General features: G+C 69.7%; 9 protein-coding genes. All 9 read left to right on the forward strand.

Annotated elements, in window-relative coordinates; genetic code table 11:
* The first annotated feature begins 9 nt into the window (after positions 1-9).
* On the forward strand, positions 10-1,344 hold the full coding sequence (locus IAE60_RS03165) for a TldD/PmbA family protein (protein WP_187573838.1): 1,335 nt from the start codon (positions 10-12) through the stop codon (positions 1,342-1,344).
* A 213-nt stretch (positions 1,345-1,557) separates the two neighbouring features.
* Positions 1,558-2,226: a DUF4159 domain-containing protein gene (locus tag IAE60_RS03170; RefSeq protein ID WP_187573839.1), complete on the forward strand. Its 669-nt coding sequence runs from the start codon at positions 1,558-1,560 to the stop codon at positions 2,224-2,226.
* A gap of 185 nt (positions 2,227-2,411) precedes the next feature.
* Complete coding sequence (locus IAE60_RS03175; protein WP_187573840.1) at positions 2,412-3,404, forward strand: AAA family ATPase; 993 nt, start codon at positions 2,412-2,414, stop codon at positions 3,402-3,404.
* 8 nt (positions 3,405-3,412) lie between these two features.
* On the forward strand, positions 3,413-4,303 hold the full coding sequence (locus IAE60_RS03180) for a DUF58 domain-containing protein (RefSeq protein WP_187573841.1): 891 nt from the start codon (positions 3,413-3,415) through the stop codon (positions 4,301-4,303).
* Complete coding sequence (locus IAE60_RS03185) at positions 4,300-5,454, forward strand: BatA domain-containing protein (RefSeq protein ID WP_187573842.1); 1,155 nt, start codon at positions 4,300-4,302, stop codon at positions 5,452-5,454. Before IAE60_RS03180 ends, IAE60_RS03185 begins: the two co-directional genes overlap by 4 nt.
* Positions 5,451-7,619 carry a hypothetical protein gene (locus IAE60_RS03190; RefSeq protein ID WP_187573843.1) on the forward strand — a complete coding sequence of 723 codons (2,169 nt, stop codon included), beginning with the start codon at positions 5,451-5,453 and terminating at the stop codon, positions 7,617-7,619. The genes IAE60_RS03185 and IAE60_RS03190 overlap by 4 nt, the downstream gene beginning before the upstream one ends.
* Complete coding sequence (locus tag IAE60_RS03195) at positions 7,616-9,439, forward strand: carboxypeptidase regulatory-like domain-containing protein (RefSeq protein ID WP_187573844.1); 1,824 nt, start codon at positions 7,616-7,618, stop codon at positions 9,437-9,439. Before IAE60_RS03190 ends, IAE60_RS03195 begins: the two co-directional genes overlap by 4 nt.
* Positions 9,440-9,498: 59 nt before the next feature.
* Entirely contained in the window at positions 9,499-9,864 is a 366-nt protein-coding gene (locus tag IAE60_RS03200; RefSeq protein ID WP_187573845.1) for an I78 family peptidase inhibitor, read from the forward strand.
* Between the two features lie 239 nt (positions 9,865-10,103).
* Complete coding sequence (gene gltB, locus IAE60_RS03205) at positions 10,104-14,576, forward strand: glutamate synthase large subunit (RefSeq protein ID WP_187573846.1); 4,473 nt, start codon at positions 10,104-10,106, stop codon at positions 14,574-14,576.
* Positions 14,577-14,693: the final 117 nt, after the last annotated feature.

Below are 14,693 nucleotides of genomic sequence, written 5' to 3' on the forward strand. Positions count from 1 at the left end.
TCCTAGAACATGAGCATCCTCACCGAAGCGCAGGCCAAGGCCATCCTGGACAAGGTCATCTCGCTGTCCACCGCCGACGAATGCACCGCGTCCCTCACCGGCTCGGTCGACGGCAACATTCGTTTCGCCCTGAACAACGTCTCCACCAGCGGCATCGTCAGCAACACCGACCTGGGCGTGCAGGTAGCGTTCGGCAAGCGCGTGGGCATCGCGACGATCAACGAGTTCGACGACGCCGCGCTGGAGCGCGTGGTCCGCCGCGCCGAAGACCTCGCCCGGCTGGCGCCGGAGAACCCCGAGTTCATGCCGGCCGTCGAGAAGCAGACCTACACGCCCAGCGCCACCTTCAGCGAGTCCACCGCCGCCATCACGCCCGAGTTCCGCGCCCAGGTCGCCGCCGATTCCATCGGCCCCTGCAAGGCGGAGAAGCTGATCGCCGCCGGCTTCCTGGAGGATGGCCAGAGCTTCGTCGCCTTCGCCAACAGCAAGGGCAACTTCGGCTACCAGCGCGCGACCGCGTTCAACTACACCTGCACCGTACGCACGGAAGACGGCCGCGGTTCCGGCTGGGTCGGCCGCAACCTGAAGGACGCCAGCGCGTTCAAGGCCGACACCGACATCCGCATCGCCATGCGCAAGGCCAGCGAATCGGCCGAGGCCAAGGCGCTGGAACCGGGCAAGTACACGGTGATCCTGGAACCGGCCGCGGCGGCGGGCCTGATCTCCTTCATGATGAACTTCTTCGACGCGCGCCAGGCCGATGAGGGCCGCAGCTTCCTGTCCAAGAAGGGCGGCGGCAACAAGCTGGGCGAACAGGTCTACGACCCGCGCGTGAACATCAGCGCCGACCCGTGGCATCCGGGCGCGGAAGTGATGCCGTGGGACGGCGAAGGCCTGCCCCGCGAGAAGATGGCCATCGTCGAGAACGGCAAGATCGCCAACCTGGAGTACTCGCGCTTCTGGGCGCAGAAGCAGGGCAAGCGCGCGATCGGTTCGCCAGGCAACCTGCTGATGGCGGGCGGCACCAAGTCCACGGCGGAACTGGTCGCCGGCACGCAGAAGGGCATCCTGGTCACCCGTACGTGGTACATCCGCATGGTCGATCCGCAGACGGTGCTGCTGACGGGCCTGACCCGCGACGGCACGTTCTACATCGAGAGCGGGCAGATCAAGCACCCGGTGAAGAACTTCCGCTTCAACGAGTCGCCGGTGATCATGCTCAACAACATCGAGGAACTGGGCAAGCCGGTGCGCGTGGCCGGCGACGAGTCCAGCTTCGTGATGATGATCCCGCCGATGAAGCTGCGCGACTTCACCTTCACCTCGCTGTCCGACGCGGTGTAACGCTGTTCTCCTTCTCCCCCCGGGAGAAGGTGACCGAAGGGCGGATGAGGGGCGAACGCAGTCCATGATGCTTGAACCATCGGGACGCCATCGCCCCTCTCCCCAACCCCTCTCTCTCCCAGGGACTTCCTGCGTTCGCTGGCGGGAGAGGGGCTTTCAGAGACCTCGGCTTTGCTCCACTCCCGGCTAACGCGTGCGCAATTCCTCCACCTGATGCTCGGCGGCATGGTGACGGCTGCATTGGCCAGGCAGGCACGCGCGGCCGGCACCTATGATTTCCATTTCACCCGGCTGAAATACGACTCCGGCGACTGGGACGTGGATGCGCGCATGCCGTCCAACCTGATCACGTCGCTGATCGACTACACCACCCTGCGGGTGGATCCGAAGGAACACGTGCTGGCGCTGTCAGACCCCCGCATGCTCGCTGCCCCGTTCTGCTACCTGGCCGGGCACAAGCTGGTGGAGTTCAGCCCGGTGGAGCGCCGCCACTTCGAGCGCTATGTGCGCAACGGCGGCTTCGTATTCGTCGACGACTGCAATCACGACATCGACGGGCTGTTCGCCAAGTCGTTCGAGGCGCAGATGGCGTCGATCTTCGGCGCGAAGGCGATGAAGAAACTGCCGAACACGCACGCGATCTATTCCTCGTTCTTCAAGTTCGACGGCCCGCCGGCCACCAGCTTCGAGCTCAACGGCTGGGGCGACGACCTGGTGCACGAGTACCTGCAGGGCATCGAGATCAACGGCCGCCTCGGCGTGCTCTACAGCAACAAGGACTACGGCTGCGAGTGGGACTACGACTGGCGCAACAAGCGCTTCCTGGCCGAGGACAACACCAAGTTCGGCGTCAACGTCGTGATCTATGCGTTGACGACATGAAGATGGCTGCACCCATGCCCTCTCCGCCGTCATCCCAGCGCAAGCTGGGATCCATCGTGACCTTTGCGCCGCGCTCGCCCAGGCACCAGAAACGCAAGAGCGCCATCAAATTGGATCCCAGCTTGCGCTGGGATGACGGCACTTGCTGTCGCAATTCGCTGCATTGACATCACCCTGGAAACGCCATGACGCAGATCACCGAATCCGACCTCCAGCAGCAACTCGCCACGCTCGGCGAACTCCGCGCCGCCATCGGCCAGGCCATCGTCGGCCAGCAGGATGTCGTCGAGCAGCTGCTGATCGGCCTGCTCGCGGGCGGCCACTGCCTGCTCGAAGGCGTACCCGGCCTGGGCAAGACGCTGCTGGTCCGCTCGCTGGGCGAGGCATTGCACCTGCAGTTCCGCCGCGTGCAGTTCACGCCGGACCTGATGCCCAGCGACATCCTTGGCACCGAGCTGCTGGAGGAAGACCACGGCACGGGCCATCGCCATTTCCGTTTCCAGCCTGGCCCGATCTTCACCAATCTGCTGCTCGCCGACGAACTCAACCGTACGCCGCCCAAGACGCAGGCTGCGTTGCTTGAGGCGATGCAGGAACGCACCGTCAGCTACGCCGGCACTACCCATGCGCTGCCCTCGCCATTCTTCGTGCTGGCCACGCAGAACCCGCTGGAGCAGGCCGGCACCTACCCGCTGCCGGAAGCGCAGCTGGACCGCTTCCTGCTGCATATCCGCGTGGACTACCCGACCGAACAGGAAGAGCACGACATCCTGGCGCAGACCACCGGCCGCGCCGGTGGCACGGTACCGCGGGTAATGGAAGGCGACGCGGTGCTGGCACTGCAGAAGCATGTGCGCGACGTGCATGTCAGCGAGGACCTGCTGCGCTGGATCACCAAGCTTGTACGCGCCAGCCGTCCCGGTGATGGCGTGCCGGAGGAGATCCGCAAGTACGTGCGCTGGGGCGCCGGTCCGCGCGCCGGCCAGTCGCTGGTGCTCGCCGCGAAGGCGCGCGCGCTGCTGCACGGGCGCCTGGCGGCGACGCGCGAGGATATCGTCGCGCTGGCGAAGCCGGTGATGCGCCACCGTCTGCTGCTGTCGTTCGCCGCCGAGGCCGAGCAGGTCAGCGCGGACGACGTGATCGCCGCGCTGCTGCGCGGCGTGCCGCTCGCCGCCTGAGCGACGCCGTGGCGCACGACCTGATCCCCGCCGATGTCCGCAGCCGGTTGAAGGACCTGCGGCTGACCGCGCGCCGCGCGATCGGCGCGCAGGGGATCGGCGTGCACCACAGCCGCAGCCGCGGCGCCGGCTTGGAGTTCGCGCAGTACCGCGCCTACGAGCCCGGCGACGAGCTGCGCCAGATCGACTGGAAGTTGTATGCGCGCTCGGACCGCTTCTTCGTGCGCGAAGCCGAGCGAGAGAGTCCGCTGACGGTATGGATCGTGCTCGACGCGACCGCGTCGATGGCGCAGCGCGATGGCGCGCGCGGCACGCGTTTCGATGCCGCGCGCAGCCTCGCGGCCTGCATCGCCGAACTGGCCCTGCGCCAGGGCGACCGCTTCGGTCTGCTCGTGCTGCACGGCGATGGCGTGCGGCTCGTGGCGCCTGGCAACGGAGTGCGCCAGCGCGACCAGCTGCTGCTCGCGCTGCACGGCCTGCATGCCGACGGGGCGTTCCCCGCACAGGAACGCTTGGGCCCCGTGTTCGAACGCATCGGTGCCGGCGACCTGGTGCTGATGCTGAGCGACTGGTTCGATGATGCGATGCCCGCCTTGGCCGAACGCCTGGCCGCTGCGCGCCGCGAGGTGCTGGCGATCCAGCTGCTGACCGCGGACGAACGCGACTTCCCGTTCACCGGCGGCCACCGCTTCCGCGACCCGGAAACCGGGGAGGAACTGCTGGGCGATGCCGCCGCGCTGCGCGCCGACTATCTGCGCCGCTTCGCGGATGCGCAGAGTGTGCTCGATGCGCGCCTGGACGCGGCCGGCATCCGCCACGCGCGCCACTACACCGACCAACCGCTGGACCTGCCGCTACGCCGATTGTTCGGTGCGCGCGATGCGGCGGAGTACGCATGAGCCTGGCGTTCCTGCTACCGGCCGGCCTGGCTGCGCTTGCCGCGCTGGTGGTGCCGTTGCTGCTGCACCTCGCGCGCCGGCACGAGCAGACGCCGACCGATTTCGCCGCGCTGCGTTGGCTGCGGCAGAAGCCTAAACCGCGCCACCGTATCCGCTTCGACGAATGGCCGCTGCTGTTGCTGCGCCTGCTGCTGCTCGCATTGCTCGCACTGTGGCTGGCCCGGCCGGTGCTGTCGGGCCTGGACGACACGCGACCATGGACGGTCGCCGTGCCCGGCGTGGATGCAGGCCTCGCACGTGCGCGTTCCGATGCGCGCACACGCCTGCATTGGCTGGCGCCGGACTTCCCGTCGCTGGATGAGCCGGCGCCCGCCGGCACGCCCGCCATCGGCAGTCTGCTGCGGCAACTCGATGCCGAACTACCTCCCGGCGTCGCGTTGACCGTGATCGTGCCTGTAACGTTGCAGGGCGCGGATGCGGAACGGCCTGCACTGTCGCGTGCGGTGACCTGGCAGGTTGTCGAGGGCGCGATGCCGCCATCGTCGGCGAAGGCCTCGCCGACGCCTTTACTGGCGATCCGCCACCCGGCGGGCGACGAACATGCGCTGCGCTACCTGCGCGCCGCCGCACGCGCGTGGCAGCCGAACAGCGCGCCGGCCGTGCAGATCGGGAACACCGACGCGCCATTGCCTCCCCCGTCGCAGTCGCTGGTGTGGCTGGCACCGGGACCGGTGCCCGCGCCGGTCATGCAATGGATCTCGGCCGGCGGTGTCGCATTGCTGGCCCATGAAGCGACGGTGGACGGCATTGCCCTGTCGTCGATGCCGTGGCGCGATGCCGAAGGTGCGCCCCTGGTCGAAGGCGCGCCGCTCGGACAGGGCCGGGTGATGCGCTTCACCCGGCCGCTGCGGCCCGACGCCATGCCGGCGCTGCTCGATGCCGATTTCCCGCACCGGTTGCGCGCCCTGTTCGACGGTCCCGCCGACGCGCCCACGCGCGTGCTGGCGACGGATTACGTGCCGACGCGCGGTGGCGCGACCTATCCGGTCGCACCAAGCGACCTGCAACCCTGGCTCGCGCTGCTGATTGCGTTGTTGGTGCTGGTGGAACGCTGGATGGCCACGCGACGCACGCGGAGCGTGGCGCCATGACGCTGTCGGCCTTCGAGCGTCTCGCCCAGGTCCGTCGCCATGCGGCGCTAGGCCAACTGGTGTTGGGAGCACCGATGCCCGTCGCGCTCGCCGGTGTGTTGTGGCGCTTCGCATCGCCGACGGTAGCCGTGTCCGTCGCGCTGGCCGGGATCGCGGTGCTCGCCGCGCTGGCCTGGCGGCGGACACGCGCGTTCGACACCGCTTGGCTGGTGCGCCAGCTGGATGCGCGCCGCAAGGACCTCGACGACAGCAGCGATCTGCTGCTGGCGCCGCCCGCTTCGCTGACGCCGCTGCAACAGCTGCAGCAGGCGCGTGTCCGCGAACGGCTGCGCAGCCAGCCGGCACCGGACCTGCGCACGCCGTGGCCGTGGCCGCGCATCGCGGCGATGTGGCTGGTGGCCGGCGTGGTGATCGCCGTGGCGGCGTGGTGGCCGGCGCGCGCACCGATGGCCAGCACGCTCGCGCCTGCGGACGAAGAAACACCGGTCATCCCCGGCGTCCCGCGCCTGGTCGGCCAGCGCTTGCACATCACGCCCCCGTCCTACACAGGCCAGCCGGCGCGCGATGAAGCCACGCTCGATGCGAAAGCCCCCGTCGGCTCGCGCCTCGCCTGGACGCTGCGCTTCGAACCGCAACCCACCCGCGCCGATCTCGTCTTCCACGACGGCCAGCGCATCGCGCTGCAGCGCGACGGCGACACCTGGCGGGCGACGCACCACCTCGCCAAATCCACGCTGTACCGTGTGGTGGCCGCCGGCACGGAGGCGCAACCGCCGTCGAAGCTGCGCCGCCTGGATGCCATTCCCGATCGCGCGCCGCAGGTGAAGGTGCTGGCGCCCGACCGTGGCCTCAGCCTGGTGACGGTCGGACAGACGCGCTGGGCGCTCGCCTTCGAAGCGCGCGACGACTACGGTGTGGCCGCGACCGCCACGCTGAAGCTGACGCTCGCCCAGGGTAGCGGCGAGAACATCGCGTTCAAGGAACAGGCGATGACGCTGCACGGCACCGGTCCGGCCACCTCACGCCGCTTCACCGCGTCGCTCGACCTCGCGGCGCTCGGCATGGCCGTCGGCGACGACCTGATCGCGCAGCTCACCGTGCGCGACACGCGCGCGCCGACGCCGCAGACCGCGCAGAGCCCCGGCCTGATCCTGCGCTGGCCGGCGGACCTGGGCCAGGAAAGCACGGGCCTCGAAGGACTGGTGAAGAAGGTGATGCCAGCCTACTTCCGCAGCCAGCGCCAGATCATCATCGACGCCGAAGCCCTGCAGAAGCAGAAGCGCAGCGTGGCGGCGGACGCCTTCGTCACGCGCTCGGACGCGATCGGCGTGGACCAGCGCATACTGCGCTTGCGCTACGGCCAGTTCCTCGGCGAGGAAGCCGAAGGCGAACCGCAACCGCCGCCGACCAGCGACGCCGACGACGATCACGCGGACGACGACGGACACGACCACGCCGAAGCCCCGACCGCCGTGCAGGCCGATCACGACCATGCGACGTCGGCGACCGGCGCGAGCTTCGGCCGCGAAGCCGACGTGCTGGAAGCCTACGGCCACACCCACGACCACGCCGAGGCCGCCACGCTGCTCGACCCCGAGACGCGCGCCACGCTGAAGAAGGCGCTGGACCAGATGTGGCAATCGGAGCTGCACCTGCGCCAGGGACAACCGGACCGCGCACTGCCGTTCGCGTACAAGGCGCTGGAATACATCAAGCAGGTGCAACAGGCGACGCGCATCTACCTGGCCCGCGTGGGGCCGGAACTGCCGCCGATCGACGAGACGCGCCGGATGGGCGGCGATCGCACGGGCATCGCCTCCCGCGCGCTCGGTCCGCTCACCCCGATGCCCGACGACGTCGATGCGGCGCCCGCCCGCGCATGGCGCGCCCTGGCCAACGATCGCGCGCCGGCGGATGGCGCGGACCTGGACGCGCTGCACACCTGGCTGCGCACGAACGAGGCACGCGTGCCGGATGCGCTGGACCTGTTCGCGGCCATCGATGAAGTACGCGGCGATCCGGCCTGCGCGCCCTGCCGTGCACGCCTGCGGGCGCTGCTGTGGTCGGCGTCGCCGCAACCTCACGCACAGGCGCCGCGCCGGGCAGCGCCGGACGACGTCGGCCGCCGCTACCTCGATGCCCTGCAGCAGGAGCCCGCGCGATGACCCTGCCCGCGCTCCCGCCCTGGCTGCTGGCCTGCCTGCTCGCGCTCGGCGTGCTGCTCGCGTGGGCGCGCCTGATCGCGCGGCGTCGTGGTGCTTCCACGGACGTGCGTGGCTCCCGCTCCCGCTTCCTGCTGCTGTGCGCACTGCAGCCGATCTGCGCGCTGCTGCTCTACTTCACCCTGCTGCCGCCGCGGCAGGCATCGACCCCCGGCACGCTGGTGGTGATGACCGCGAACGCCGGACAGGTCGCCCTGCCCGCGGCGCTGCAGGGCCAGCCGCGCGTCGCCCTGCCGGAGGCCACGGCCACCGACGGCAGCGAGCGCGTGCCGGACCTGGGCACCGCGCTGCGCCGGCACCCCGACGCAGGCACGCTGCATGTCGTCGGCGATGGACTGGAAGCCCGCGACCGCGATGCGCTTGGCGACCGGCGCATCGTGTTCTCGCCTGCCGCCTTGCCGCGCGGCGTCGTCGAACTCGCGCCGGTGGGGGACGTGGCGCCGGGCGACACCTTCATCGCCAGCGGTCGCGTGAACGACGTGCCGAAGGCGACGGTGATGCTGTTCGACCCCGCGGGCCAGCGCATCGATGCAGGCCCCGTGGATGCGCGGGGCCGTTTCCGCCTGACCGGTGTCGCCCGCCTGCCCGGCCCGGCGCTGTTCCGGGTGGAGGTGCGGGAAGCGGGCGGTCGCGTGGCCGATGCCGCGTCGCTGCCGGTCTGGACGCAGCCCTCGCCGCCGCCCCGCGCGTGGGTGCTCGCCGGTGCGCCCAATGCCGAAGGTAAGTACCTCCGCCGCTGGGCGACGGACGTGGGCATTCCGCTCCACCTGCAGATCAGCCTGGGTGGCGGCATCCAGCTCGGCGATGCGCCACTGCCGATGAACGCCGAGACGCTGCGCCGCTTCGACCTGCTGGTGCTGGATGCGCGCAGTGCCGCGGGACTCGGCGAAGCGCAACGTGCGGCGCTCGGCGCGGCTGTGCGCGACGGGCTTGGCGTGCTGGTGCGCGCCGACGGACCGATCCCCGCGCCCGTGCAGCGCCTGTTGGGCATCCCTGCCGTGGGCAGCGAGGAGGTGGAATTCCACCTTCCGCGTCCGGCGCCGGACGACGATGCCTGGCGTGCGCGGCGCGGCGCCGGCACGGCTGACCTGCCGGTGGATGCCGATGCGGTACCGGCGGGCCTGCCCGTGCTCACGCGCCGCACGGCCCGGATGCCGGTGGGCGACGATGTGGCGCTGCTCCGCGACGCCACCGGCGCACCGCTCGCCTGGTGGCATGTGATGGGGCGCGGCCGGGTCGGCGTGTGGACGCCGGCCGATACCTACACCCTGGTGCTGGCGGGCCATGCCGACGTGCACGCTGCGCTGTGGTCGCAGGCGTTCGCCACGCTGGCGCGCGCTGGCGCGCCCGCCATCGCCGCGATCCCGGACGAGGCGCGCGCGGGTGAACGCGCAGCGCTGTGCGGCATTGCCGACGAAGCCCGGATCGTCGCGCCCGACGGCACCACCACACGGATGCTGCGCGATCCCGCGACCGGCAACGCGCGCTGCGCGGGTTTCTGGCCACGGGATGCAGGCTGGCATCAGCTGAAGGTCGGGGACGCTGCGACCCCATTCTTCGTCCGCGCCCGCGACGATGCGCCTTCACTGCATCGCGCCGCCGTCCGTTTGCAGACCCTGCAGCGTGCCGCCAGGGCGGAGGCCGCTGCGACGCTGGCCGTCTCGGAAGGTGCACGCGGACCCGCCTGGCCCTGGTTCCTGGCCTGGCTCGCCGCGAGTGCGCTGCTGTGGTGGCTGGAGCGCAGGCGATCCGCACCCGGTTAACGACTCCCGAATGCGCCGTGCGCAATCCTGTCGTCCATCTCACCTTTCCGGAGTTCCGCATGATCCGAACGGCGATCCCTGCCCTGCTGCTGACCCTCTCGCTGGCCGCCTGCTCCTCGCCCGAGGCCGACGAACAGACCGCCGCCGCCGAACAGTCCCAGGCCGCAGCCAGCGAAGCGGCCACGCCGCCCGCCGCCGAGCCCGCACCGGCCGAACTCGCCGGCAGCTGCGACGACACCCAGGCGCAGTGGATCATCGGCAAGACGCCGACGGAGAAGGACATCGAACAGGCGAAGAACGACAGCAAGTCCGACGCCGTGCGCAGCCTGAAACCGGGTGACGCCGCGACGATGGATTTCAACCCGAACCGCCTGAACATCATCCTGGACGAGAAGGGCGCAGTCGCCTCGGTCAACTGCGGCTGACGCCTCGCGACAGCCCCGCGGGATCTTGAACCGCTCGCGGCGACGCGGGCGGTTTTTCGTTGTCCGGCGCGCACGTTTCTGTCGTGAAAAAAGTTGCTTCTGCAACCAACAAGTGGTGCGTCAGAGGTGTTGTTGCGGCGTCGCAACATCTATGGTCTAGTCGGATTTCCGGTGACATTTCGAAGTGCCGCTGCGCGGGCAGGGCACGGTGTCGCCGTCACTCCGGTTTGAGGCAAGACATGGCCCCTCGCCATCGCCAAGGCGGCTTTGACCCCGGTCTCTACGACCCGAACGACGAACGCGACGCCTGCGGTTTCGGCATGATCGCGCAGCTCGACGACCAGCCTTCGCGCGCGCTCGTCGACACCGCCATTGCCGCGCTCTCGCGCATGACCCATCGCGGCGGCGTCGCCGCCGACGGGCTGACCGGCGACGGCTGCGGCCTGCTGATCCGCAAACCGGAGGCCTTCCTCCGCGCGCTCGCCGCCGAATCCGGCATCGACCCCGGCGCGCGCTTTGCCGCCGGCCTGGTCTTCCTGCCGCACGACGACGCGCTTGCCGCGCAGTGCCGCGCCACCCTGGAGGCCGAACTGTTCCGCGCCGGCGTGGCGGTGAAGGGATGGCGCGTGCCACCGACCGACGACACGGTATGCGGACAGCTGGCCAAGGACACCCTGCCGCGCATCGAGCAGTTGTTCGTGGAAGCGGGCGCCGAGCAGAGCGGCGACGCCTTCACGCTGGCGCTGTTCCTCGCCCGCCGCCGCAGCGAACAGCAGCTGCGCACCTCCGTGCCCGATTTCTATGTGGTGACGCTGTCGCCGCACGCCATCGGCTACAAGGGCATGGTGCTGCCGGACAAGCTGGCGACGTTCTACCCCGACCTGCAGCGCGCCGAGCTGGCCAGCAGCGCGGTGGTCTTCCACCAGCGCTTCTCCACCAACACGCTGCCGCGCTGGCCGCTGGCGCATCCGTTCCGCCTGCTGGCGCACAACGGCGAGATCAACACCATCGAGGGCAACCGCCGCTGGGCGCAGGCGCGCAGCAAGGTGTGGAAGACGCCCCGCTTCGACATCGGCGAGTTCGACCCGGTCATCTCGATGCATGGCTCGGATTCGCAGAGCCTGGACAACATGCTGGAGCTGCTGGTCGCCGGCGGCATGGAGCTGATCCAGGCGCTGCGCATCCTGGTGCCACCGGCCACGCAGTCGCTGGAGTTCAAGGACGCCGACCTCGCCGCGTTCTACGAGTTCTACGGGTTGAACACCGAGCCGTGGGACGGGCCGGCCGGCATCGTCTCGATGGATGCGCGCTACGCCGCGTGCACGCTGGACCGCAACGGCCTGCGCCCCGCGCGCTGGATGCTGACCAGCGACCGCCACTTCATCGTCGCCAGCGAAGCCGGCGTGTGGGAAGTGCCGGCCGAACGCGTGACCCGCAAGGGCAAGCTGGGTCCGGGCGAGATGATGGCCATCGACCTCAAGCGCGGCGACCTGCTCGACAGCGAAGCGGTGGACCGCATCAACCGCGGCCGCGCGCCGTACAAGCAATGGCTGCACCAGGGCGTCACCTACCTGCAGACCGAGCTGATCGATCCGTCGCTGACCGATGCGCCGTTCGACGAGAAGACGCTGCGCGGCTACCACAAGCTGTTCCAGCTCACGACCGAGGAGGTGGAGCAGGTGCTGCGTCCGCTCGCGGAGACCGAGCAGGAGGCCACCGGCTCGATGGGCGACGACACGCCCATGGCCGTGCTGAGCCGGCAGACGCGGCCGCTGTACGACTACTTCCGCCAGGCGTTCGCGCAGGTCACCAATCCGCCGATCGATCCGCTGCGCGAAGACTGCGTGATGTCGCTGACCACCCAGCTGGGCCGGGAGACCAACATCTTCCACGCCGGGCCAGAGACGGTGAACCACATCATCCTCAACTCGCCGATGCTGTCCCAGCGCAAGCTGAGGCAGATCGTGAAGATGGCGCCGTACGACCAGAAGCACCGCTACATCGACCTGTCGTACCACCCCGCGGAAGGCATGAAGGGCGCCATCGAGCGCATCAGCGCCGAGGTGGCGCAGGCCGCGCGCGAGGGCATGGTGATGGTGGTGCTGAGCGACCGCCGCCCGCAGCAGGGCCGGCCGATGGTGCATGCCCTGCTCGCCACCGGCGCGGTGCACCATCACCTGTGCCGCGAAGGCCTGCGCTGCGACGTCAACCTGATCGTCGAGACCGGCACCGCGCGCGACCCGCACCATATCGCCTGCCTGATCGGCGTGGGCGCCACCGCGGTGTACCCGTACCTGGCCTACCAGACGCTGTTCGACCTGGGCCGGCGCGGCATCCTGCAGATCAAGAAGGGTGGCGAGCAGACGCAGATCGGCCGGAGCTACCGCAAGGGCATCTACAAGGGCCTGTCGAAGATCATCTCGAAGATGGGCATCTGCACCATCAGCAGCTACCGCGGCGCGCAGCTGTTCGAGATCGTCGGGCTGGATCCGGAGGTCGTCGACCTGTGCTTCGCCGAAACGCCGTCGCGGATCGGCGGCGTCGGCTTCGAACGGCTCGATCTGGAAGCCCGCCAGCTGGACGCGCGCGCCTGGAACGAGCGCGAGTCGCCGGACGTCGGCGGCCTGCTGAAGTACGTGCACGGCGGCGAGTACCACATGTACAACCCGGACGTGGTGATGACGCTGCAGCGCGCGACGCGCACCGGCGACGCCCGTGACTGGCAGGCATACGCGGACGCGGTGAACTCGCGGCCGCCGTCGGCGCTGCGCGACTTGTTGCAGTTGAAGAAGGCCGATACGCCGACGCCGCTGGACGAGGTGGCCGACGCGTCGGACCTGCTGCGCCGCTTCGACACCGCGGCGATCTCGCTGGGCGCGCTGTCGCCCGAGGCGCACGAGGCGCTCGCCATCGCGATGAACCGCCTGGGCGGCCGCAGCAACTCGGGTGAAGGCGGCGAAGACCCCGCGCGCTACGGCACCGAGAAGCGCAGCAAGATCAAGCAGGTCGCGTCCGGCCGCTTTGGGGTGACGCCGGAATACCTGGTCAATGCGGAAGTGCTGCAGATCAAGGTCGCGCAGGGCGCCAAGCCCGGCGAAGGAGGCCAGCTGCCGGGCCACAAGGTCAACGAGCTGATCGCGCGCCTGCGCTACGCCAAGCCCGGCATCGGCCTGATCTCGCCGCCGCCGCATCACGACATCTATTCGATCGAAGACCTCGCCCAGCTGATCTACGACCTCAAGCAGGTCAATCCGACCGCCCTGGTGTCGGTGAAGCTGGTCAGCCATGCCGGCGTGGGCACCATCGCGGCAGGCGTGGTGAAGGCGGGCGCGGACCTGATCACCATCTCCGGCCACGACGGCGGCACCGGCGCCAGCCCGGTGAGCTCGATCCGCTATGCCGGCGTGCCGTGGGAACTCGGCGTGGCCGAAGCGCACCACGCATTGGTGGTGAACCAGCTGCGCGACCGCACCGTACTGCAGACCGACGGTGGCCTGAAGACCGGCCTGGACGTGGTGAAGGCGGCATTGCTGGGCGCCGACAGCTTCGGCTTCGGTACCGGCCCGATGATCGTGCTGGGCTGCAAGTACCTGCGCATCTGCCACCTCAACAACTGCGCCACCGGCGTGGCCACGCAGGACGAGCGACTGCGCACGCAGTACTTCACCGGCCTGCCCGAGCGCGTGGAGAACTTCTTCCGCCTGCTGTCCGAGGAAGTACGCCAGTGGCTGTCGTACCTGGGCGCGCGTTCCCTCGACGAGATCGTCGGCCGCACCGACCTGCTGCAGCAGCTCGACGTATCGCCGCGAGAAGGTGTGCGCGTCGATCTGTCGCGCCTGCTGAAAGGCGCACAGGTGGACAGCAGCAGCTGCGCGGCGCAGCGCCTGTACGAGTCGCCGGACAGCCTGGCCACGCAGCTCGATGGTTTGCTCGCCGAACCGATCCGCACCAAGAGCGGCGGCGACCACCGGTTCCTGATCCACAACACCGACCGCAGCATCGGCACCCGCCTGTCCGGTGCCATCGCGCGCGCGCATGGCAACCATGGCATGACCGACGCGCCGTTGAACCTGCGTTTCCGCGGCAGCGCAGGCCAGAGCTTCGGCGCCTTCAACGCCGGTGGCCTGCTGATGGAGCTGGAGGGCGAAGCCAACGACTACGTGGGCAAGGGCATGGCAGGCGGCCGGCTGGTCGTGCGTCCGCCGCGGGGCGCGCGCTTCGAGGCGCGCAACACGCCGATCATCGGCAACACGTGCCTGTACGGCGCGACGGGCGGCGAACTGTTCGCCGCGGGTCGGGCGGGCGAACGCTTCGCGGTGCGCAACTCCGGCGCGCTGGCGGTCATCGAAGGCGCCGGCGATCACTGCTGCGAGTACATGACCGACGGCATCGTGCTGGTGCTGGGCAAGGTGGGCCTGAACTTCGGCGCCGGGTTCACCGGCGGACTGGCCTATGTCCTCGACCTGGACCGCGACTTCGTCGACCGCTACAACCACGAGCTGATCGACATCCACCGCATCAGTCCGGAAGGCTTCGAGAGCCACCGGCAGCACCTGCACACGCTGGTCACCCGCCACCGCGAACTGACCGGCAGCATCTGGGCGCAGCAGATCCTCGACGAGTTCCGCGATTACGTGGGCAAGTTCTGGCTGGTGAAGCCGAAGGCCGCGAGCATCGATTCGCTCAATGAGACCTTGAGGCGCGCAGCATGAGCGTGCGCCGCCTTTCTCCTCCCCCCTCGCGGGGGAGGATGCCCGCAGGGCAGGAGAGGGGGCGCAAGCGCAGCGACGCGTGCCGTTGCTTCCGTGCACTCGATGCGATGACGTGGC

Origin of the sequence: Pseudoxanthomonas mexicana, assembly GCF_014397415.1 — a bacterium.
Classification (GTDB): Bacteria; Pseudomonadota; Gammaproteobacteria; order Xanthomonadales; family Xanthomonadaceae; genus Pseudoxanthomonas_A; species Pseudoxanthomonas_A mexicana.